At 72.8% G+C, this 22,458-nt stretch carries 17 protein-coding genes; 15 read left to right on the top strand and 2 right to left on the bottom strand.

Annotated elements, in window-relative coordinates:
- Positions 1-82: 82 nt before the first annotated feature.
- Positions 83-1,642, top strand: coding sequence for a bifunctional glycosyltransferase family 2/GtrA family protein (locus tag AWX74_RS33285; protein WP_226931092.1), 1,560 nt, complete (start codon positions 83-85; stop codon positions 1,640-1,642).
- Between the two features lie 205 nt (positions 1,643-1,847).
- Here the strand turns inward: AWX74_RS33285 and AWX74_RS33280 are convergent, their stop codons facing one another.
- The gene (locus tag AWX74_RS33280; RefSeq protein ID WP_091284773.1) at positions 1,848-5,231 is read right to left on the bottom strand and encodes a pyruvate carboxylase; all 3,384 of its coding nucleotides are present in this window, start codon (positions 5,229-5,231) and stop codon (positions 1,848-1,850) included.
- A gap of 650 nt (positions 5,232-5,881) precedes the next feature.
- Here AWX74_RS33280 and AWX74_RS33275 point away from each other — a divergent pair.
- The 3 genes from AWX74_RS33275 (at position 5,882) to AWX74_RS33265 (ending at position 9,640) form a co-directional block, all read left to right on the top strand.
- The gene (locus AWX74_RS33275; protein ID WP_242666530.1) at positions 5,882-7,240 is read left to right on the top strand and encodes an amidohydrolase family protein; all 1,359 of its coding nucleotides are present in this window, start codon (positions 5,882-5,884) and stop codon (positions 7,238-7,240) included.
- A 449-nt stretch (positions 7,241-7,689) separates the two neighbouring features.
- Complete coding sequence (locus AWX74_RS33270) at positions 7,690-8,361, top strand: dTMP kinase (RefSeq protein WP_091284840.1); 672 nt, start codon at positions 7,690-7,692, stop codon at positions 8,359-8,361.
- Between the two features lie 328 nt (positions 8,362-8,689).
- Complete coding sequence (locus AWX74_RS33265; protein WP_091284771.1) at positions 8,690-9,640, top strand: acyl-ACP desaturase; 951 nt, start codon at positions 8,690-8,692, stop codon at positions 9,638-9,640.
- Between the two features lie 115 nt (positions 9,641-9,755).
- Here the strand turns inward: AWX74_RS33265 and AWX74_RS33260 are convergent, their stop codons facing one another.
- Positions 9,756-10,232: a hypothetical protein gene (locus AWX74_RS33260; RefSeq protein ID WP_091284768.1), complete on the bottom strand. Its 477-nt coding sequence runs from the start codon at positions 10,230-10,232 to the stop codon at positions 9,756-9,758.
- Positions 10,233-10,560: 328 nt separating this feature from the next.
- Between AWX74_RS33260 and AWX74_RS33255 the strand changes: the two genes are divergently transcribed.
- The 11 genes from AWX74_RS33255 to AWX74_RS33205 all read left to right on the top strand — a co-directional run bounded on the left by AWX74_RS33255 (position 10,561) and on the right by AWX74_RS33205 (position 22,124).
- Positions 10,561-11,301, top strand: coding sequence for a hypothetical protein (locus tag AWX74_RS33255; protein WP_091284838.1), 741 nt, complete (start codon positions 10,561-10,563; stop codon positions 11,299-11,301).
- A gap of 158 nt (positions 11,302-11,459) precedes the next feature.
- Entirely contained in the window at positions 11,460-13,142 is a 1,683-nt protein-coding gene (locus tag AWX74_RS33250; RefSeq protein WP_091284767.1) for a sensor histidine kinase, read from the top strand.
- A complete protein-coding gene (locus AWX74_RS33245) occupies positions 13,139-13,786 on the top strand; it encodes a response regulator (RefSeq protein WP_091284765.1) in 648 nt (215 codons plus the stop codon). The genes AWX74_RS33250 and AWX74_RS33245 overlap by 4 nt, the downstream gene beginning before the upstream one ends.
- Positions 13,787-13,900: 114 nt before the next feature.
- Positions 13,901-14,944, top strand: a complete 1,044-nt coding sequence (locus tag AWX74_RS33240; protein WP_242666529.1) for an ABC transporter ATP-binding protein — start codon at positions 13,901-13,903, stop codon at positions 14,942-14,944.
- Entirely contained in the window at positions 14,941-15,759 is an 819-nt protein-coding gene (locus tag AWX74_RS33235) for an ABC transporter (protein ID WP_091284763.1), read from the top strand. Before AWX74_RS33240 ends, AWX74_RS33235 begins: the two co-directional genes overlap by 4 nt.
- 174 nt (positions 15,760-15,933) lie before the next feature.
- Positions 15,934-16,635 carry a molybdopterin-dependent oxidoreductase gene (locus AWX74_RS33230; RefSeq protein WP_226931093.1) on the top strand — a complete coding sequence of 234 codons (702 nt, stop codon included), beginning with the start codon at positions 15,934-15,936 and terminating at the stop codon, positions 16,633-16,635.
- Positions 16,622-17,278: a cytochrome b/b6 domain-containing protein gene (locus AWX74_RS33225; protein ID WP_091284761.1), complete on the top strand. Its 657-nt coding sequence runs from the start codon at positions 16,622-16,624 to the stop codon at positions 17,276-17,278. The genes AWX74_RS33230 and AWX74_RS33225 overlap by 14 nt, the downstream gene beginning before the upstream one ends.
- Before the next feature lies 1 nt (position 17,279).
- Positions 17,280-17,753, top strand: coding sequence for a phosphatase domain-containing protein (locus AWX74_RS33220; protein ID WP_091284759.1), 474 nt, complete (start codon positions 17,280-17,282; stop codon positions 17,751-17,753).
- A gap of 419 nt (positions 17,754-18,172) precedes the next feature.
- The gene (locus tag AWX74_RS33215; protein WP_091284757.1) at positions 18,173-18,796 is read left to right on the top strand and encodes a PadR family transcriptional regulator; all 624 of its coding nucleotides are present in this window, start codon (positions 18,173-18,175) and stop codon (positions 18,794-18,796) included.
- Between the two features lie 2 nt (positions 18,797-18,798).
- Positions 18,799-19,674, top strand: a complete 876-nt coding sequence (locus AWX74_RS33210; protein WP_091284831.1) for an ABC transporter ATP-binding protein — start codon at positions 18,799-18,801, stop codon at positions 19,672-19,674.
- Positions 19,674-22,124 carry an ABC transporter permease gene (locus AWX74_RS33205; RefSeq protein ID WP_091284755.1) on the top strand — a complete coding sequence of 817 codons (2,451 nt, stop codon included), beginning with the start codon at positions 19,674-19,676 and terminating at the stop codon, positions 22,122-22,124. The genes AWX74_RS33210 and AWX74_RS33205 overlap by 1 nt, the downstream gene beginning before the upstream one ends.
- Positions 22,125-22,458 lie beyond the last annotated feature (334 nt).

Below are 22,458 nucleotides of genomic sequence, written 5' to 3'. Positions count from 1 at the left end.
TTGAAAGGTTGCGGAGCGGGCTCACAGCGAGCGCACAGCACTGCCATACGGCCGGCACAGCCCGGCCGTCGACAGTGAGGGCATGACCACGGATGCCTGGACCGGCCGCACCAGAGCTACCAGGACGGACGCCGCGATGCCGGCGCGATACGGGGAACCGGGGAGCCGCTCGGAAACAGCCCACCGCGCAGAACAGACGATCGACACACAGCGAGGCTTCTTCACCGAACCGGCGCGGCGCGCGACGCCGACGGGCGGCACCGACCTGGTACCCAGGCCCCGCAGCGAACGGCTTTTCACGGATCGCCCGGTACTGGACGTAGTCATTCCCGTCTACAACGAAGAAAAAGACCTGGCGCCCTGCATAGCCCGACTGCACACACATCTGCGGACGACATTTCCGTACCCTTTCCAGATCACGGTCGCCGACAATGCCAGCACGGACCGGACGCTCGCGATCGCGTACGCGATGGAGGCCGAGCTCCCCGAGGTCTCGGTGATCCACCTCGACGTCAAGGGGCGCGGCCGGGCCCTGCGCGCCGCCTGGGGCATCTCGGCCGCACCCGTCCTGGCCTACATGGACGTCGACCTCTCGACCGACCTGGCCGCCCTGCTCCCCCTGGTCGCCCCGCTGATCTCAGGGCATTCCGATCTCGCGATCGGGACCCGGCTCGCCCGTTCGTCCCGGGTGGTGCGCGGGACGAAGCGCGAGGTGATCTCCCGCTGCTACAACCTGCTGCTGCGCGGCACGCTCGCCGTCCGGTTCACCGACGCCCAGTGCGGTTTCAAGGCGATCCGCGCGGACGTCGCCGGGAGCCTGCTGCCGCTCGTCGAGGACAGCGGCTGGTTCTTCGACACCGAGATGCTGGTCATCGCGCAGCGCAGCGGGCTGCGCATCCATGAGGTGCCGGTCGACTGGGTCGACGACCCGGACAGCCGGGTGGACGTCGTCGCGACCGCGATAGCCGACCTGAAGGGCGTTTCCCGACTCGCCCGCGCGCTCGGCACCGGGGCACTGCCGATCGCCGAGCTGCGCCGCGAGTTCGGGCGCGCACCACTGAACGGAGCCTCGATGGTTGCGGGAAACGGGGCCAGCCTGGGCCCGGGAGCGGGCGCCGGGGCGGGGGCGGCCACGGCCGCGGCCGGCGCCGTGGGAACGCGCGGCGCCGGAACACGCGGTGCGGGCGGGCCGGTGCCCGGGGTCCCGGCGGGGCTGACCCGGCAGCTGGTGCGCTTCACCGGCGTGGGGGTCGCCAGCACGCTGGCCTACCTGCTGCTGTTCCTGCTGCTGCACGGCGCCACCGGCGCCCAGGCGGCGAACCTCATCGCGTTGCTGGTGACGGCGATCGCGAACACGGCGGCGAACCGCCGGCTCACCTTCGGCGTCAGCGGCCGTGACGACGCGGGCCGCCACCACCTGCAGGGCCTGTTCGTCTTCGCGATCGGCCTCGCGCTGACCAGTGGCTCGCTGGCCGCCCTGCACGCCGTCAGCGACGACCCCGGCCGGCTCCTCGAGCTGAGCGTGCTGGTGCTCGCGAACCTGGCGTCGACCGTGATCCGGTTCCTGCTCCTGCGCGCCTGGGTGTTCCATCCGTCCCGGCTGCGCCGCCGCGCCCGCGCCCGGCACGGCGGAACCGCCTGACCGCTCCACGAACGCGGCCGGGACCTCCGGGCGGCCGGGCGGCCGGCAGCCCGGTTTGGCGAGTCGCAAGAGTGAAGGATTTTGGTCGATCCAACGACCAAAATCCTCACTTCTTGCGGCTCGCCAAGCCTTTTTGCTGCTGTTGAGGTGAATTGCCGATATGGCCCCGCGAGCAGGCGTCCGCGCGTGTCAGTAGCTCAGGAGCTCAGGAGCCCAGTACCAGCAGCAGGTCGCCGACCTCGACGGACTCGCCGCTGGTGCGGACAAGCTCGGTGACGGTGCCGGCGGCGGGGCTGGTCACGGCGGCCTCCATCTTCATGGCCTCGATGACGGCGAGCTTCTGGCCCTTCTCGACGGTGTCGCCGACGGCGACGGCGAAGGTGACGATGCCGGGCAGGCCGGCGCCGACGTGGCCGGGGTTGCCTGGGTCGGTGCGCCGGGCGGCCGCGGCGGTGGTGGTGATGGACTTGTCCCGGACCCGGACGGGCCGGGGCTGGCCGTTGACGCGCAGGTAGAGGGTGCGCATGCCGGCGTCGTCGGGCTCCCCGATGGTCTCGAGCTCGACGATGATCTCGACGCCGGGTTCGAGGAAGACGTGGGCGGGGCGGCCGGGCTGCAGGCCGAACAGGAACGCCTCGGTGGGGATGACGGAGGAGTCACCGTAGGCGGCGACGGCCTGGGTGTAGTCCTTCCACGGGCCGGGGAACAGCAGCCGGGACAGAGCCGCGCGCCGGGTGGCGCCGGGGTCGGCGATGGCGGCGGCGTCGTCGGGGGCGAGGGCGGCGGCCGGTGGTTCGGGGTGGCGCCCGGCCAGTGCCCGCTCGCGGAACGGCTCGGCGAACCCGGCGGGCGGGGTGCCCAGCTCCCCGGCGAGGTAGCCGAGGACGCTCGCGGGCAGGTCGTACTCCTCGGGGTGGTCACGCAGCCGGTCGACGTCGACGGAGCCGCCGGCGATGTAGAGGGCGAGGTCGCCGACGACCTTGGAGGTGGGGGTGACCTTGATGGGCTTGCCGAGCAGCTCGTTGGCGACGGCGTAGCACTCGGTGACCTCCGTCCAGCGGTCGCCGAGGCCCAGCGAGATGGCCTGCTGGCGCAGGTTCGTCAGCTGCCCGCCGGGGATCTCGTGCCGGTAGACCGCACCGGTCGGGGCACGCAGCCCGGCCTCGAACGGCACATACAGGTCACGGACCGCCTCCCAGTACGCCTCCATCGCGGACAGGGCGGGCAGGGGGATGCCGGTGGCGCGGTCGGTGTGGTCGGTGGCGGCGACGAGCGCGGACAGGTTCGGCTGGCTGGTACCGCCGGACATCGGCGCGGCGGCGGCGTCGACCGCGTCGACCCCGGCCGCGGACGCGGCCAGCAGGGTCGCGAGCTGCCCGCCGGCGGTGTCGTGGGTGTGCAGGTGGACGGGCAGGTCGAACCGTTCCCGCAGCGCGGTGACGAGCTGGTGGGCGGCGGCGGGGCGCAGCAGGCCGGCCATGTCCTTGATCGCGAGCAGGTGCACGCCGGCGTCGACGAGCTGCTCGGCGAGGCGCAGGTAGTAGTCGAGGGTGTAGATCCGCTCACCCGGGTTGGTGAGGTCGCCGGTGTAGCACAGGGTGCCTTCGGCGATCGCCGTGCCGGTCTCCAGGACGGCCTCGATCGCGGGGCGCATCTGCTCGATGTCGTTGAGCGCGTCGAAGATCCGGAAGATGTCGAGGCCGGTCGCGGCGGCCTCGGCGACGAACGCGCGGACGACGTCGTCGGGGTAGGGGGTGTAGCCGACGGCGTTGCGGCCGCGCAGCAGCATCTGCAGGCAGATGTTCGGCACCGCCGCGCGCAGGGCGGCGAGCCGCTCCCACGGGTCCTCGGACAGGAAACGCAGCGCCACGTCGTAGGTGGCCCCGCCCCAGCACTCCAGGCTCAGCAGGCCCGGTGTCGCCTCGGCGAACACCGGGGCGGCGGCCAGGATGTCGAAGCTGCGCAGCCGGGTCGCCAGCAGCGACTGGTGCGCGTCGCGCAGCGTGGTGTCGGTGACCGCGAGCTCGGTGCGGGCCCGCAGGTCGGCGGCCCAGCCGGCCGGGCCGAGGGCGACGAGGCGCTGCCGCGAGCCCGAGGCCGGGGTGTCGGCGGACAGCGGCGGCAGCATGGTGCGCGGGTCCGTCAGCGCGCCGCCCGCGGGCCGGGCGTGGCCGTTCACCGTGCTCTCGGCGAGCCGGGCCAGCATGCGGCTGGTCGCGTCGCTGTCATCGGCGGCGCTCAGCAGCCCCGGCCGCTCGTCGATGAAGGACGTCGTCACCCCGCCGGCCAGGAAGTCGGGATCGGCCAGCAGGCTGGTGAGGAACTCGATGTTGGTCCGTACTCCGCGCACCCTGAACTCCTTCAGGGCACGGCGCGCCCGCCGCGACGCCTTCTCCAGCGTCGCGCCACGCGCGGTCAGCTTGACCAGCAGCGAATCAAAGTAGGGGCTGACCTCAGCACCCGGATAGGTGGCACCGTCCAGGCGTACTCCGGGCCCGCCCGGCGACTGGTAGAAGGTGATCGTTCCGGTGTCGGGCCGGAATCCGTCGGAGGGGTCCTCCGTGGTCACCCGGCACTGGATCGCCGTCCCCCGCAGCGAGACGGACTCCTGCGACAGGTTCAGATCGGCCAGGCTCTCCCCGGCCGCGATCCGCAGCTGTGCGCCGACGATGTCGACCCCGGTGACCTCCTCGGTCACCGTGTGCTCCACCTGGATGCGCGGGTTCATCTCCATGAAGGTGAACGTGCCGTCCGCGCCCACCAGGAACTCCACCGTGCCGGCGTTGACGTAGCCCACGTGCCGGGCGAACCGCACCGCCGCGTCACACAGCGCGTCGCGCACACCGGAGTCCAGCGCCGGTGCCGGCGCGATCTCCACGACCTTCTGGTGCCGGCGCTGCACGGAGCAGTCCCGCTCGAACAGGTGGATCACGTTGCCGTAGGCATCGGCGAGGATCTGCACCTCGACATGGCGGGGCCGGTCCACGGCCTGCTCCAGGAACACCGTCCCGTCGCCGAAGGCCGCAGCCGCCTCGCGCGACGCGCTGGTCACCGCGTCGGCCAGGTCCTCCGGCCGCTCGACCCGGCGCAGGCCACGCCCACCGCCACCACCGGACGCCTTCACGAACAGCGGGAAGCCGACCGCCTCGGCCGCCGCCGCGAAACCGGTGCCGTCCGGCAGCGGCTCCGAGGCCCGCAGCACCGGCAGGCCCGCCGCGATCGCCGCGTTGCGCGCCGCCACCTTGTCACCGGTCAACCGCAGGACCGCCGGCGGCGGGCCGACGAACGTGACACCGGCCGCCGCGCAGGCCTCCGCGAGCACCGCCGACTCCGACAGGAACCCATAGCCCGGATGCAGCGTGTCCGCATCGGCGATCTTCGCGACCCGCAGCAGCGCGTCGATGTCCAGATATCCCCGTACGGGATGCCCCGGCTCGCACAGCTCGTACGCCTCGGACGCCTTCGTCCGGTGCAGCGCCGACACATCCTCCGGGGTGTAGACCGCGACGGTGCGCAGCCCCAGCTCATACGCGGCTCGGAACACCCGGACCGCGATCTCACTGCGGTTTGCCACAAGCACCTTGCGCACGCGCGGCTCCTCATGGAATGTGCCCCGGAACGTCCCGCACGGACCGAGGGAGTCCGTCGATTTTCGACTGTTTGGCCGGCGAGCGCCAAGATTAGTGACATACATTTCGTCGCCTGGAACGAGGCACCACCCCGCCGGCCCGGTATGGATACCCCCTCACCCGCGAAGATGCCACAACTACGGAACAACAGGGGTTCCCGCGCCGCCCACCGACCGACCCCGAAACGGCCCGCCGACCGCCCGGGCCCGCCGTCCAGGCGCGCCACCCCATGCTCGACGAGCATGCGTCTGCCGACAAGGCGACAGGAAACATGTCAAACATCGGTGACGCTCCGGCTCGGCGCGCCCCACGCTCGCCGACGCCCGCCCCCGCAGCCACACCGTTCCCGCCCCGGTACCCGCGCCACCCGCCCCCCGCGGCCGCGCCGCACCGCCCCGCAGCCGCCGTGCGGTCGCCGCACGGTCGCCGCGCGGTCGCCGTGCGGTCGTCCCGGCGGGCAGCCATCCACAGGTGCCGATGTCGGAAACCCCCGGCCAGCAGGGACAGACCACTCCTCCGGGCGTGGATATCCCCAGGCGAACCGCGGTCATCCACAAGTTGTCCACAGCCTGGGAGTGTGTCCTCCCCGGAACCCGGGCACGATCATGAGGTGCTGCCCTTCGTGGAGAACCTCTCCCTGGTGGACCATCACTGCCACGGGCTGCTCACCCGCGACCTCAGCCGTCCGGACTTCGAGCGCATGCTCACCGAGTCCGACGAGCCCGCCCCGGCCGGCACCACGCTCTTCGACAGTCATGTCGGCTTCGCCGTGCGGCGCTGGTGCGCTCCCGTCCTCGACCTCGCCCCGCGCAGCAGCCCGGAGGACTATCTGGCGCGCCGCGGGGAGCTCGGTGTGGAGGAGGTCAACCGGCGGTTCCTGCGCGCGGCCGGGATCGGCGCCTTCTGCGTCGACGCCGGCTACCTGCCGGAACCGCTGATGTCAGCGGGTGAGCTCGCCGTCGCCTGCGACGCGACCGGCCACGACATCCTGAGGCTCGAACGGCTCGCCGAGACCCTGGCGGTCGACATCGTCACCGGTCAGCTCGGCGTCAACCACTTCGCCGACACAATCCGCGAACGGATCGCCGGGGCGAGCCCGACGACGGTGGGGCTGAAGTCCGTCGCCGCCTACCGGGTGGGCCTCGCGCTGCCGGCCGCTCGGCCGACCGACCGCGAGGTCACCGCCGCGGTCCGGGACTGGATGGCCCTGATCCGGCGGGGAGTACCCATCCGGTTGGCGAACCCGCTGCTGCACGCGTTCCTGATCTGGACCGGGGTGGACGCCGGCCTGCCCATCCAGATCCACGTCGGCTACGGCGACGCCGATCTCGACCTCGACCGCTGCAACCCGCTGCTGCTCACCGGCCTGCTGCGGGCGCTCGCACCGACCGGGGTGCCGGTGATGCTCCTGCACTGCTACCCCTACCACCGCGAGGCCGGCTACCTGGCCCAGATCCTGCCCACCGTGCACATGGACGTCGGGCTCGCCCTCCAGAATCTCGGGCGCCGCGCCCCGGTGCTGCTGGGCGAGGCGCTCGAGCTGGTCCCGTTCAGCAGGTTCCTCTTCTCCACCGACGCGTTCGGGCTCGGCGAGCTCTACCTGCTCGGCTCGCTGCTGTTCCGCCGGGCGCTGTCGACCGTGCTGGCGGACGGGATCGCCGACGGCGACTGGACCGAGCAGGACGCCACCCGGCTGGCGGAGATGATCGGCGTCGGCAACGCCCGCCGCGTCTACCGGCTGGACGAGCCGGGCCGGGAGACCGCGGCGGTCACGGCCTCACGCCTCCCGACCGCAACCGCAACCGCGACCACGACCGCGGACACGACACGGCCGGCGGAGACGCGGCCGGAGAGAGCACAGCCGACGGCGGCGCAGCCGGAGGGAGCACAGCCTGAGGAAACGGAAACGCAGCCGGCCCCGGCACAGCTCGCCCCGGCGGCAGCCCGAAGCCGGTCTTCGAAGAGATGATCTGGTCAGTGAGTTTGGACGTTCGCGCTCCACGGACGCGGCCGGACCTCCGCTCGGTGACCGAGTGGGCCGGGTCGGCGGGTCGGCGGGTCGGCGGGTCGCAAGAGTGAACGATTTTGGTCGTGCCGACGACCAGAATCCTTCTTTCTTGCGGGTTGCCAGGCGAATCTGGGCCCCTTTTGTCCCTCTTGAGGGGAACTCCGCCCCCCGGTGCCAGCGGCAGCTCGGAGCCAGCGGCCGCCCGGAGCGGCTGCCGAGATCGGCGCGGCGGCTGAGATCGGCGCGGCGCTTACGGGCGCGGACCTGAAGCACCCGGTCTCGCCCGCCTGGACGTTCCTGAGGTGCCGCACCAGGCGGGCGTCCAGATGACACCACTGGGGCTAGGCTGGCGGCCTTATGAGCAGGATCGAGCAGCGGAGGGCCTTCGCCGGCGCGGGGGCGGCAGCATGATGATCGTCGCGATCGAGGGCGTCGACGGCGCGGGAAAGCACACTCTCACCTCCCGTCTCGTCGAGGCCCTGACCGCGGCCGGGCGCACCGCCGCGACCTTCTCCTTCCCCCGCTACAAGGCCGGGCCGCTCGGCACCGCCGTGCGGGCGATGCTCGACGGCGACGAGCGCCTCGCCGGGCTCGCGGGATCGGCCCGGGCCACGGCCGTCCTGTTCGCCCTCGACCGGGCGAACGCGCTGCCCGAGCTCGCCGCCCGCGCGGCCGGGCACGACGTCCTCCTGGTCGACCGCTACCTGGCTTCCAACGCCGCGTACGGCGCCGCCCGTCTGCCGGCCGACGAACGGCCCGAGTTCCTGGCGTGGATCGCCGAGCTGGAGTTGACCGCCCTGCGCCTGCCGCGGCCGGATCTCCAGGTGCTGCTGGACGTCCCGGTTGAGACGGCCCGCGCGTCGGCCCGCCAGCGCGCCGTCGGCGACGCCACCCGCGCGCTGGACACGTTCGAGCGCGACGAGGGTCTCCAGGAGCGCTGCGCCGCCGTCTACCGCGGCCTGGCGGCTGGCGGCTGGGTCGCCCCCTGGATAGTCGCGGACCGGGCAACCGGGGCCGAGGCCGTTCTGGACGCGCTGCTGTCCGGGTCGACCCGGGCGCTCCAGTCGTCGCAGTCGTTCTAGCCGCCCCGGGCACCGCGAAGACATCTCGGGCACCGCGAAGCCGCCCCGGGCACCGCGAAGGCATCCCGGGCACCGCGAAGCCGCCCCGGGCACCGCGAAGGCATCCCGGGCACCGCGAAGGCATCCCGGGCACCGCGAAGGCGTCCCGGTCGCGGCGGACCGGCCCGGGTTTCCCCAACCCGGGCCGCGGGTTGTCCCGTGCAGGCAGAAGTCCCCTGACCGATCGGAAGGTAGCCCACGAAAACTGTTCCCTGGAGACAGTTTTAGGACCGGATTCCACTCCGCGCGGCCATGGCCACGAATCATGGAGCGATGTCAGAGTTCATCTATGGGATCCCCTACGGACATCGACCTGTTGCGCGAACTTGAGCCGGTCGCGGAGGCGAACGTCAACCGGCACCTGAGCATCGCCGCGGAGTGGATGCCACACGAGTACGTCCCGTGGAGCCAGGGCCGTGACTTCGACACGACGCCGTGGGCCCCGGAGCAGTCCGTGCTCTCCGAGGCGGCCCAGATGGCCTTCGAGGTCAACCTCCTCACCGAGGACAACCTGCCCAGCTATCACCGCGAGATCGCGGTCGCGTTCGGGCGGGACGGCGCGTGGGGGACGTGGGTCGGCCGCTGGACCGCCGAAGAGGGCCGCCACGCGATGGCGATGCGGGACTATCTGCTGGTGACCCGCGCGGTCGACCCGGTGACGCTGGAGCGCGACCGGATGCTGCAGATGCAGCGCGGCTACGACTCCGGGGCGAAGACCGCGCTGGAGGCGATGACCTACGTGTCGTTCCAGGAGCTGGCGACCCGGGTCAGCCACCGCAACACCGGGCGCGTGACCGGCGAGCCCTTCGCCGAGAAGCTGCTCAGCCGCGTCGCCGCGGACGAGAACCTCCACATGATCTTCTATCGGAACCTGGTCGCCGCGGCGCTGGAACTGGCCCCGGAGCGCCTGCTGCCGATCATCCGGGACGAGCTGATGAAGTTCGAGATGCCCGGCACCGGCATCCGGGACTTCGGCCGCAAGGCCCGCTACATCGCCCAGTCCGGCATCTACGACCTGCGGATCCACCACGACGACGTGGTCGCGCCCATCCTGCGGCACTGGAAGCTGTTCAGCCTGGAGGGGCTGTCAGGCGAGGCCGCGAAGGCACAGGCGGACATCGGCGTCTTCATGAACGGTCTCGACGCGCTCGCCACCCGCCAGGCGGAGAAGAAGGCCGCCGCAGCGGCCCGCCGGGCCGCCCGCGAGGCACAGCAGCCCACCCCGGTCGCCGCCGGCTGAGCCGGGCACACGCCCGCCGGTCGGAGGGCAGAACGAGGGAAACTCCGGCCCCCTGTCGTAACTGCTCCCCGATGTCCGTAGTGTCCGTGGCGTGAGCGGCGGGACCACCCGGTGCTCACCGCCACCACGCACGAAACGGACGGACCGAAGTGAGCACACATCGCGGGTCCGCGCGACCGATCCCCAGGTCCCAGCTGATTACCGGGGCGCTGGCAGTGATCGCGCTCGCGGCCGCCTTCATGGTCGGGCAGAAGGGCTCGGGCGGCGGCTCCTCGGCCGTGGCTGAGGAATGCCGATCCGGCGCGGCCAGCTCCGAGGCGGCCAGCTCCGAGACGCCCTGCCGCTCGGCCGCACCGGCCGCTCCCACCGGGGCCGGCGACAGCCGCACCCCGGCCACCCCGACGACAACGCCCAGTTCCAGCACCCGGCCGGCGGGAAAGGGCACCGCCGGGCAGACATCGTCCGAGGGCGGCGACAGCGATGCGGCCGACGGCGCCGACACCACCACGGTGCGCTCACAGTCCGCGACGACCACCCGACCGAGCAGCACGCGGCCAAGGGCCACGACGGCCCGGCCACGTGCCGGGAACACCCAGGCACCGGGCCTCGACCTGCGGCTGCCGCCCGTGACGCTCCCAAGCTGCCTCATCGGCTGCGGCTGATCCGAGCGGCGGCGGCCCTCGGTCCGGTATGTCCACCCGGGTTGGCCGGGTGGAGGCATGACGGGCCGAAGCTTTCGCGTGAGGTTTCACACGGCACCGCGACGTACCAGTGAGTGCACAGGTAATTCAGTTTCATCTCGTATCCGGTTCACAGCTGGGTGCTGTCTCGTTGGAGGGACGTCGACAGCGCCCGCTGTGAACCTGATCAAGACGAACACGAGCACCTGGGCCTCCAGTACGGATCCCCGAGGAGCCGCCATGCCGCCGTCCGCCGCCAGGCCGCGTCCAGCCGCCCCGTCCATCTCCCTTGCCGTGATCGGTGGCACGCTCGCCGGTGCCGCGATCGACCGGCTGGCCGCGCGGCTCGCGGTCCGCCGTGCCAACCGCCGGCTGAGCGGACGTCTCGGAGCGCTGGACGCGACGGTGCGGGTCCGGCCGCCGCGGTTCCCCTACCTGCTGCACGCGGCCACCGGGCGCCACGCCGTCCTCGAGGTCAGCGCGACGGCGTCCTACGGCGAGCTGCGACGGTTGCGACGCGGTTGCGATGCCGCCGGCAACACGTGGGACGACCCGGCGTACGCGCTGATGTCCCTGTTCGGCGGCTATCTGGGGGTCTTCGGTGACTCCTGCGGGCCCGTCTTCGACGGCGATCCGGCCAGGATGTCCCCACCCGAGGCGCGGTGGACGGACATCACCTACGGCGGCGACGAGCGGCTGTCCATCGGCACCGAGATCGACCTGGGCAACCGCACGCTGGCCATCCGGATCATCGGCATCCCCCTGGTCCGGGACGGCCGCCTCGCCCTGCTGCCGGACGAGATCGTGCTGGGGAACCAGCGGCTGCCGGGTGAGCTGATGACCTCCGCGAACACGGCGGTCTTCGCCGAGCCGGTGGTGATCCTGCCGTCCTTTCCCCGCGGGACCCGTCTCGCCGATGCTGTCGCAACCCCCGAAGGCCTGCGCCTACGCTTCGAGCAGCGCGAGCCCGCCCGCCACTGACCGCCCCTGACCACCGCTGACCACCGCTGGCCACCGCTGGCCACCGCTGGCCGTTCGTGCTCCCGCCCTGCGCCGGACGCGGTACGTCCACTGCGGTATCCCGGTCTACGCCTCGGGACGGATGACCTCCCGGACCGCCGCCGGTTACCGTCGGAACGATGCAGCGGACCAGTCGTCGGGTCCAGCCGAGGGTCAGCCAGCTCGTGGCGGGCCTCGGGAAGTGGGCCGGGATCGAGGAGAACGCGGGCGGCTGCGATGTTCGCAGCTGCCCGCCTGCCCGGCTGCTCGCGCGGATTCCGTCCGCGGCGGGCCGTCGCGTCGCAATGGTGGTGCTGGCCGACGTCCTGCCCACCGTGATCCTCGGCGTGGTACTACTGGCCGGGTCACGCAACGCGGCCCAGGATGAGATCCCGCCCGGCCGCGAGCTGGACAGCACCGCCTACGCCCTGATCATCCTGGCGACCTGCCTGTTCCCCCTGCGCAGGTACAAGCCCCTGGCACTGTTCGTCGCCGAGCTTCTCGTCATAGGCGTCTACATCGCGATCGGCTATCCACACGGGCCCGCGGTCATCGTGGTCATCATCGCGGCGTTCACGCTCAGCGTGCAGGCACCGACCCGTACCGCCGGCCGGGCGGCGAAGGCGGCAGGGGCCGTTCTGCTGACGGCAACCGTGGTGGCCCATCTCCGCGGCTACGGCGGCGGTGGATGGGAACTCGCCTTCGCATGTGCCGGGGTGCTCGCGGTCGCCGTCATCCCGGCGATGCTGGGCGCCCTGCTCCGGTTGAGCAGGATCGCGTCGGCGCGGGCCAAGGAGGAACAGACCCGGCGGCGGGTCGAACAGGAGCGCCTGCGGATGGCTCGGGAGGTCCATGACGTCGTCGGCCACGGCCTGTCGATCATCTCGCTGCACGCGGCGGTCGCGCTGCACGTGCTCGACCGGCGGCCGGAACAGGCCCAGGTGGCCCTGGAAGCCATCCGCCGCACCAGCGTCGACGCGCTGAACGAGCTGCGCGCCACGCTCGCGATCACCCGCGCAGGCGACGGCCGCGCCCCCGGCCTGCGCCTCGACCCGCCCGACGGAACACCCGCCGCTCACGGCGAGGCGAATCCCGGCACCGCGCCCACCTTCGCCGGGCCGGATGCGCACGCGGGTCCGAGCAGCTACCCGGCGGACGGTGGCCCGGCGCCGAACGGCCGCGCGGCACACGGCCAGGCGGGCGGCCCGACGGGCAGCCAGGCGGCGGACGGCCCGGCGGCGGACGGCCCGGCGGCGGACGGCCCGGCGGCGGACGACTGGGCGGCAGACGACCGCGCGGCGGACGGCTGTCGCGGTGCGCCCCGGACACCCCAGACCGGCCTGAGCCGGCTGCCGGGCCTGATCTCCGAGGTCCGGCTCTGCGGAACCGCCGTCGACCTGATCATCGAGGGGGACCTCGACGGCCTGCCCGCCGAGGTCGATCTCGCCGCCTATCGGATCGTGCAGGAGTCGCTGACCAACGTGCTGCGCCATGCCGGTGCCGCCGAGGTCAGGGTCGCGCTGCACGCCACCGACATCCGGCTGTGCATCGAGGTCGTCGACACGCCCGCACGGGCCGCGGATGCGCCGGACCCGGCGAAGACTCCGGCCACAGACGGACACGGCCTTCGGGGGTTGCGCGAGCGCGTCGCAGAACTGGGCGGAGCCTTCACCGCCGGGCCACGCCGGGCGGGAGGCTGGTGCGTACGCACCGAGCTGCCGATCGCCGCACGGTCCGCGCCGGGAGCCGCGCAACCGCAGCCGCAGGCTCGGCCGCAACCGCAACCGCAACCACAGGCCGACCGAGCCGGGACCGCCGGATGATCCGGGTGGTGATCGCCGACGACCAGCCGCTCATCCGCCTCGGGCTGAAGGTCCTGATCGAGACGGAGGCGGACCTCGAGCTCGTCGGCGAGGCGGAGAACGGCCTGGCCGCGCTCGACCTCGTTCGCCGGGTCAGCCCGGATGTCGCCCTGCTCGACATCCGGATGCCGGGCCTGGACGGGCTGGCGGCACTGCGGGAGATCACCGCCGACCCGGCCCTGGCAGCCACCCGGGTCGTCATGGTCACCACGTTCGAGCTGGACGAGTACGTCTTCGAGGCGCTGCGCAACGGTGCCTCCGGCTTCGTCCTGAAGGACGCCGAGCCCGCGGACCTGCTGCGGGCCATCCGGGTGGTGGCCGCCGGCGAGTCGCTGCTGTCCCCCACCGTCACCCGCAGGGTCATCGAGACGTTCGCCCGGCGGCCCAGTGCCCCGGCGGCGGTGGATCTCAGCGGCCTCACCAGCCGGGAACGCGAGGTCATGGGCCTGGTGGGCATGGGCCTGTCCAACGACGAGATCGCGGCCCACCTCGTCATTAGCCCGGCGACCGCGCGAACCCACGTCAGCAGGGTGATGATCAAGCTCGCTGCCCGTGACCGCGCCCAGCTCGCCGTCCTCGCCAACCAGGCCGGGCTCGCGGGCTGAAGCCGCACAGGGCCGCCATCCTCAGGCGCCCGGCGACTACTCCCGCAAGCGTAGGTACCAGCCCGCCGCTTTGCGCAGATCGATGACGATCGTCGACGGACGACGTGACAGCCGGTGACGATCAGGCTGGGCACCATGACAGCAGCCACCACCATCCGGACCGGGCCGGTGACCGGCCCACCGGCGATCGACGTCCGCGGACTGACGAAACGGTACGGCCGCCGCACCGTCGTCCAGAATCTCGACATCACCGTTCCGGCCGGGGTCGTCGCCGGGTTCGTCGGCCCCAACGGGGCGGGCAAGACAACCACGCTGCGCATGCTGCTCGGCCTCGTCCGGCCGACCGCGGGTGGCGGCACCGTGCTGGGCGAGCCGCTGCGGGCGCCCGAGGACTTCCTCCCGCGGTGCGGGGCGCTGATCGAGGGCCCCGCGCTGTACCCGGGGCTGTCCGGGCGGCGCAACCTGCACTCGCTGGCCGTCCTCGCCGGGCAGGACCCGGCCATCGCCGACGACGTCCTCGACCAGGTCGGGCTGGCGGGGCGGGCCGACGACGCCTACCGCACCTACTCGCTCGGGATGAAGCAGCGGCTCGGCATCGGAGCCGCCCTGCTGTCCGACCCCGACCTGCTGGTGCTCGACGAGCCGACGAACGGCCTGGACCCCGCCGGCATCCGGCAGATGCGCGACCTCGTGCGATCGCTGGCCGAGGCGCCGCCCGGCGAACGGCAGCGGGCGCGCACGGTACTGGTCTCGTCCCACCTGCTCGCCGAGATCGAGCAGATCTGTGACTGGCTCATCGTGCTGGAGAAGGGCCGGCTCGCCTACCAGGGCCCGACCGCCAGCTTCATGGCCTCCACCGGAAGCCGGGTCGAGCTGCGGCCCGAGAGCCCCGACGCACTGGGCATGCTGGCGGACCTGGTCGCAGGCCTGGGCCTGCCCTGCGAACGGGCCGGCGACCGGGTCCTCGTCGAGATCAGGCCTGCCGCGGCAACAGACCCGGCGGGCGACGCGCGGCCGGCGCCCGAGCCGGCCCTCGCCGCGGTCAACCGGGCCGCGCACGCGAACGGGATCACTCTGGTGGAGATGACCTGGCGGCAGGCCAGTCTGGAGGATCGCTACCGGGATCTGGTCGAGGTCACCGCCGGGGGTGCCCAGTGAGCGCGGCACTGCAGGCCACCATCCGCGCCTACCGCGCCGAGCTCGTCAAGCTGCAGCGTCCTGGCGTGGCCCTGGCCATGGCCGCCGTCACGTTGCTCACCGTGCTGTCCACAGTGCTGGCGATCGTGCTGGCCGACGACACGTTCACCCCGCCGAGCCCGGGCGCGCCGGGCCTGTCGATCTCCATTCCGCAGCTCGAGACGGCGCAGGGCCTGGTCCTGGGCTTCCGGGGCGGCACGACGTTCATCGGGCTGCTCGTCTTCGTGCTCTTCACCGTCAGCATGACCGCCGAGTTCGGCCAGGGCACGCTGCGGAGCCTGTTCCTGAAGGAGCCCCGGCGCCTGAGCTGGCTGGTCGGGCGCCTCGGCATCATGCTCTGGACGGTCGCGATCACGCTGTTCTTCGCGCTCGCGCTGAGCCTGGTCACCGCGGCGCTGCTGGCCGGCACCCGCGATATCGACACCGGCGAGTGGTGGACGGCCACCGCGCTCGGCGAGGTTGCCACCGCCTACCTGAACGCGCTGCTCGCCGCGGCCTTCTTCGCGATCGCGGGCACGGCGCTGGGCATCGCGCTGCGCTCGACGACCGCGGCCCTGGTCGTCGGCATCGCCTGGATGTTCCCGCTCGAGCACATCGTGCAGGACTCGTGGGGCACCGCGACGTCCGTCCTGCCCGGTCTCGTCTTCGACGCGGTGGGGCGTGGCGGTGTGCCGGACGCGTCCTACACCCCGGCGCTGCTCGCCGGGCTCGGCTACGCGGTGGCCGCCCTGGTGTTCGCGTCGGTCAGCCTGCAACGCCGCGACGTCACGGCCTGAGCCGGACGAGCCCGGCAGGCACACCGCGGGCCCGGTGCCCCGAGATTCGTCTCGGGGCACCGGGCCCGCGGCACGAAGATCGGCGGTGGGCGTTCACTGAACCTTTTCCGTCGCCGACCCGGACTCACGGGACCCGGAGCGTCGCCCGTGAGACGGAGAAGGTTCACTGAATTCATGACCGAGGGAACTCCGGTGGGGCGGCGGGTGGTCTTCGCCATGCTCGGTCTCGGCGCACTCGGCGTCTTCGTGGGCGCCGACGTGCAGCGCGGAACCGACCGCTTCGTCGCCCCGCTACGCGAGAACGACCCGACCGGGCTGACCGGCCTGCTCCCGTCCAGCGGCTTCCGCTACTACTCGGTGGTCAGCCATGTTCCGACCAGGACGGCCGCGGACTATGTGCTGACCGTCCACGGGCTGGTCGATCGCCCGCTGCGGCTCACCCTGGACGATCTCTCCCGGCTGCCGCAGACCGAGCTCGTACGAGACTTCCAGTGCGTGACGGGCTGGCGCGTCCCCGACGTCCGCTGGACGGGTGTGCGCCTCGCGGCGCTGCTCGACGCCGCCGGCCCCGGGCCCGCGGCCACCGCGCTCACCTTCCGCTCGTTCGACGGCGCCTACGACGAGAGCCTCACCCTGGAGCAGGCCCGCCATCCCGAGGTCCTGGTGGCCCTCACGATGCTGGGCGGCCCGGTCACCCACGACCACGGCGGTCCGGTGCGCCTCTACGTGGCACCGATGTACGGCTACAAGTCGATCAAGTGGCTGGGCGAGATCGAGCTGGTCGACGCGGTCACCCCGGGCTACTGGGAGCAGCGCGGCTACGACGTCGACGCCTGGATCGGCAAGTCGAACGGGCGCGACGATGAGCCTGTCTGACGAACCGCCTCTGGTCCGGCGGTTCGGCCGGGCGAGCCGGGCCGCGCACTGGTCCACCGCCGTACTGACCGGAATTTGCCTGGCGACAGCGGCCGTGCTGTATCTCGGCCCGCTGGCGACGCTGGTAGGCCGCCGGCAGATCGTGGCGACCGTCCACCTGTACGCCGGTCTCGCGTTGCCGCTGCCGATCCTCGCCGCCGCCGTCTCCGCCGCGTACCGCCGGGACGTCGCCGCGCTCGATCGGTTCACCGCCGGCGACTGGGCCTGGCTGCGGACCCGCCCACGCCGCCGGGACCGCTCGACGGTCGGCAAGTTCAACGCCGGCCAGAAGCTGTACGCGGCGTTCGTCGCGGGTGCCGTGCTCGTCATGCTGGGCACCGGCCTGATCATGGAGTTCGGCGGCCCCGGCGCCATCCCCGTCTCCTACCGCACCGGCGCCACCTTCGTTCACGACTCACTCGCCCTCGGCCTGTTCGTCGGGGTCTGCGGCCATCTGTGGATGGCCTCGCGCGACCCGGTCGCGCTGGTCGGCATGCGCACCGGGATGGTCCCGCTCCCCTGGGCACTGCACGAACATCCCGCCTGGCTCGCCGGACCCGACCGCGGGGCCGACGGCCGGGCCGACCGCGGCCCTGAGGTCTGATATGCCGAGCGTTCCCATCCTCACCGGCGCCATCGAGCTGCCCGACGGCACCTGGGTCCGCGGGCGCGGCCTGCGCCACCCCCGCCCGGACGGACGATCACCCGACTTCGGCCTCTACCTGGGCTCACCGCGGCTGCGCCGTCGGCACGACGACGGGCTGACCTGGCCGCATGAGTGGATCAACTGGCCCGACTTCGGGCTGCCCCGTGATCGCGACGAGGCCATCCGGCACATCCGCGCGCTGCACGAACGTGCGCAGCCCGCCGGCGCGGCGGTCGAGGTCGCGTGCGGCGGCGGCGTCGGGCGCACCGGCACGGTCATCGCCTGCCTCGCCGTGCTGACCGGCCTGGACCCCGTCGCCGCCATCGTCTGGACCCGGGAACACCACCACCCCCGGGCTGTCGAGACCCCCTGGCAGCGCAGATGGGTCGCCACTTTTCGCCTGTCACAGACCGACGCCGACCAAGATCGCTAGCCGGCCGGCGGGGAGGTTCGCACTCGACGAACGCGGCCGGACCTCCGAGCGCCCGGTAGCGCGTCAGCCCGACTGCCCGGCAGCCCGGTTTGGCGAGTCGCAAGAGTGAAGGATTTCGGTCGTCCCGACGACCAAATTCCTTCTTTCTTGCGGGTCACCAGGCGAATCTTCGCCCCTTTTTGCCGCTTTTGTGACGAAATGCTGGTGCGGTGCGGCGGTGGCCTGGCGGCCCGGCACCGCCGAGGCGCCGATCCAGCGCCACCCGGCCAGCTTTCGATCACCTCCGGGTGGCCCGGCCGCGGCCGACGCGGACCGAAGGTCACCCAGACGGACTGATCATTGACAGTCGCTACCTAGCCGTTATACATAACCGTTATGCAGACCGGCTGGACGTCCCACGGCGCCTCGTGAGGTTCCTGATGCTTGCCCTGCTCGACCGCGGGCCCGCGCATGGCTACGAGCTCAAACGAGCCCATGACGAGCTGTTCGGTGACGTGGCGCCACCGGTCAACGTCGGCCAGATCTACGTGACCCTGACCCGGCTCGAACGCGACGGTTCGGTCGTCCACCACGTCGAGGCCAACGCGGACGGGCCCGATCGCAAGATCTACGATCTCACCGAGGTCGGCCGCAAGGCGCTGCGCGGCTGGCTGGCTGATCCGTCCGAGCTGCCCGTGGGCAAGAGCGACATCGTGCTGAAGCTGGTCGCGGGCCTGATCACCGACGGGACGATCGCCCCGGCCGTCGCCGAGCACCGGATGCGCTGCATCCAGGCCCTGCGCACGCTGGCCGACCTGCGGGCGGCAAAACGCCCGGGCGGCCAGACCCGCGGCCCCGGCGGGCGGAACGAGTCCGCCAACGCGAACAGCACCGACGCCAGCACCACCGGCGCCACCGGCACCGGCACCGGCACCGGCACCGGCAGTCGAACAGACCTGCCTGTCGGCCTCGGCGATCTGCTGCGCGAGGCCTCCGTCCTGCACCTGCAGGCCGAGCTGCGCTGGCTCGACCTGGTCGAGGAACGTCTTTCGGGGAGATTGTGATCATGCAGCCGAAGGTGTGCGGTTCCGCGGAACCGCCGATCATCGAGGTGACCGGGCTGACGAAGGCGTTCGGGCGGGCACCGGCGCAGCGGGTCGCCCTGCGCGGGGTGGACCTGAGCGTCGCGCCCGGGGAGTGGGTGGCGATCGTCGGGCCGAGCGGCTGCGGCAAGTCGACCCTGCTGCACCTGCTCGCCGGGCTGGACACGGCCGACTCCGGGTCGGTCCGCCTCGCCGGGGAGGAGATCAGCGCGCTCTCGGCGGGCCGGCGCGCCCTCGCCCGCCGGCACCGGGTCGGGCTGGTCTTCCAGGCCTACAACCTCGTCCCCCACCTGACCGTGCAGGCCAACGTGGAGCTGGGCATGCGGGTGGCCGGCACCGGGCGGCGGGCGACCCGGGCCCGGGCCCAGGAGCTGCTCGACCTGCTCGGCCTGTCGGACGTCGCCCGGGCGCTGCCGGCCACGCTGTCGGGTGGCCAGCAGCAGCGGGTGGCGATCGCCCGGGCCGCGGCGACCCGCCCCGACGTGCTGCTCGCCGACGAGCCGACCGGCGCGCTCGACAGCGAGGCCACGGGCACGGTCGTCGATCTGCTGCGCACGGAGAACGCAGGCGGACGGACGGTCGTGATGGTGACCCACGACTACGCGGTCGCGGCCACCGCGGACCGCATCATCTTCCTCCGCGACGGGAAGGTCACCGACGAACGGCGCCCCCGAGGCCTGACCGACCGACCGGGCATGGCCGGGGTCTCGCCTACCACCGGCACCTCTGCGGCGGCCGGCTCCAACTCGGGCGACGGCTCCGAAGGCCCGGAACCGGCCGGCACGGACACCGGCACCGGCACCGGCGACGTCGACCTGCTGGGCCTTGGGAGCTGGTGATGAGTGCGATCATCGCCCTGACCATGGCGGGGCTGCGCAGCCGCGGCCGTGCCGGGACGGCTGTGCTCCTCCTGGTTCTCGTCATCGCCGCGACAGGGCTGACCGCGGGGGTGAGCGTGGCCCGCGGCGGCGAGGGCCGGCTCGACGACCTGGCCGAACGGACGAACGTGCCCGACGTCGTCGTCCAGGCCCGAGGCCTTCCCGCGGAGCCCACCGCGGCCACCCCGAGCACCGCGGCCACCGCGGCCACCGCGAGCCCGAGCGCCACGGCCGCCACGGCCGCCGCGCGGGACGGTGCCGCGACGCTGGCCGGTGTGCCCGGGGTCCGGGCGGTGGCCGGGCCGCAGCAGGTCGTCGACGGCGAGCTGGTCACCGGATCGGGGCCCGCCGACCTGGAGTCCGCCGAGGTGGCGGCGGTCGATGATCCCGACCAGGTCGTCGGCGCCTCCCAGGTGACCGCGGGCCGGTGGCTCGACGGCCCGGGCGAGCTGGTCGTCGAGCGAAGCGCCGCCACCCATCTCGGGCTGGTGCCGGGGTCGGCGGTCACCCTGCGGACCTCCGGTGGCGCGGACGTCCCGTTCACCGTGGTCGGCACCGCGACCGATCTGACCGACTGCGCCTTTCCGGACTGCGACCCGATCCGCATGTTCGCCAGCTCGTCCGGTGCGCGCCGGCTCGACCCGACGGGGACGGCGTCGTCCACCAGGTATCTGCTCGACGCCGCACCCGGCACCGACCCCGAGGAACTGGCCGGACGCCTCCAGCGTGACCATCCCGACCTGGCCGGCTGGACCAACACCTGGCCGGACACCCGCGGCGACATCCTCGTGGCGTCCCGGATCTTCGGCCGGTTCGTCTCCGCCTTCGGTGTCTTCCTGCTGGTCGCCTGCGCGATCGTCATCGCCGGGACGATGACGATCCGGGTCATCCGGCAGCGGCGGGAGATCGCCATGCTGGGCGCGGTCGGCTGCCGGCCCCGGGAGATCGTCGCCGCCCTCGTCGGCGAGCACCTCGTGCTCGGCCTCGCCGCGGCGGCAGCGGGGTGGGTGCTGGGCTCCCTCGTCTCGCCGCTGCTCGATCTCGGCGCGGCGCCGCTCGCCGGCCGGCCCGCACCGGTGTGGTCGGTGGCCGACCTGCTACTCACCGCCGGCGTGCTGAGCCTGGTGCTGGTCATCGCGACGATCAGCCCTGCCGTCCGGGCCGCGCGGGCACCGGTCACCGAGGCACTGCGCGACAGCCCGTCGGTCGGCAGGCTGTGGTCGCGGGGGCCGGCGACCCGGGTGCCGGCACGGCTGAGCCTGCTCGGGCTCGGTCCGCTGGCCACCAGGCCGGCCCGCACCGGGCTGAGCACCCTGGCCGTCGTCGTCGCCGTCGTCGGCCTCATCGTGACCGGTGGATTCCTGCGCATCGTCGAAAGTGCGGCGACCGACCCGTTCCAGACCGGCAGCCCCTGGGATGTCACGGTGAGCGTGCAGGCCTCGGACAGCGCACCCGCGCAGAGCGCCGAGGCCGCGCAAAGTGCCGAGAGCACGAAAAGCGCCGAGGCCGCGCAGAGTGCCGAGGCAACGCGGATCGGCTCGGTCGTGCGGTCCGCGCCGGGAGTCGCGAGCTGGTACGCCGAGGCCGACCGCCCGGCGAACCTCGGCGGCGAGACCGTGCTGGCCCGGGCCTTCGACGGTGGCCCGCCGGCCTACCAGGTCGGCGCCGGGCGGCTTCCGCTCGGCGCGGGCGAGGTCGCCGTCGGCTACGGGCTGGTCGCCGACCACGGCCTGAAAGTCGGCAGCACCGTGGCGTTCGAGGTCGCCGGAGCCACCCACACCGCCCGGGTGGTCGGCTGGTACCGGACCACCGAGGACACCGGCGACATCCTGCTGCTGCCGATGGCGGAGCTGCGCCGCACCGAACCGGGCGCCGTGGCGAGGGTCTTCCGGCTGACGGCCGGGCCGTCGGTCAGCCCGGCGGCGCTCGCCGACCAGCTCAGCGAGGCCGTGGGTGACGACGTCCCGCTCGAGCTGCAGGACAGCTCGACCGAGGGTCTCGCCATGGTCCGAACAGCCATGCTCTCGATCGCCGGCCTGGTCGCCGCGGTCGCGCTGGTGAACCTGCTCTCCACCCTGCTCGCCGGCAATCGGGAGAACGGGCGGGCGCTGGGTGTTCTCGGGGCGCTCGGTCTCACCCCGCGCCAGCTCGTCGGGCAGGGAGCGGTCGCCGGCGCGGCGCTCGGCGTGCTCGGCCTGGCGGTGGGGATCCCGCTCGGCCTGCTCTGCTTCCGTGTGCTGAGCGATCTCGTCTCCGCCAGCATCGGGATGGGCCCGGGGTACGGGAACGGACCGGGCCTCGGCGTGCTGCTGGGCCTCGTGGTGACCCCGCTGGCCTGCGCGGCCGCCGGCGGCCTCGCCGCCCGCGTCCTCGCCGCGCGGCCGGTCTCGCACCTGCTGCGCTGGGACTGATCTCCGCAGGAACTCCCGAGTCGCGGGCTGTCGCCGCTGCCGCTGCCGCTGCCGACCAGGATATGAAGATCGGAGTTGCCAAAACGACCATAATCCTCAGTCTTCGAGCCGCAGCTACAGGGTGCCGAGGAAGATCTGAGGAACAGAGTCGCCGAGCCGGAGCTCGGCGGCTCGGCGACTCGGCGGTCGCCAGCCTAGGGGTCGCCAGCCCAGGGGTCGCCGGGTCGGGGCTCGCCGCCGTTACGCGCATGCGCATCGTCACCCCACAGGGGTATGTGCGGCGACAGCGGAAACGGCGCCGGGTGGGGGCCAGGCCCTCCGCACCTGTCCGGTT

It is taken from the genome of Parafrankia irregularis, assembly GCF_001536285.1.
In the GTDB taxonomy this organism is placed as follows: Bacteria; Actinomycetota; Actinomycetes; order Frankiales; family Frankiaceae; genus Parafrankia; species Parafrankia irregularis.
This window is presented reverse-complemented; position numbering and strand designations above follow the sequence as displayed.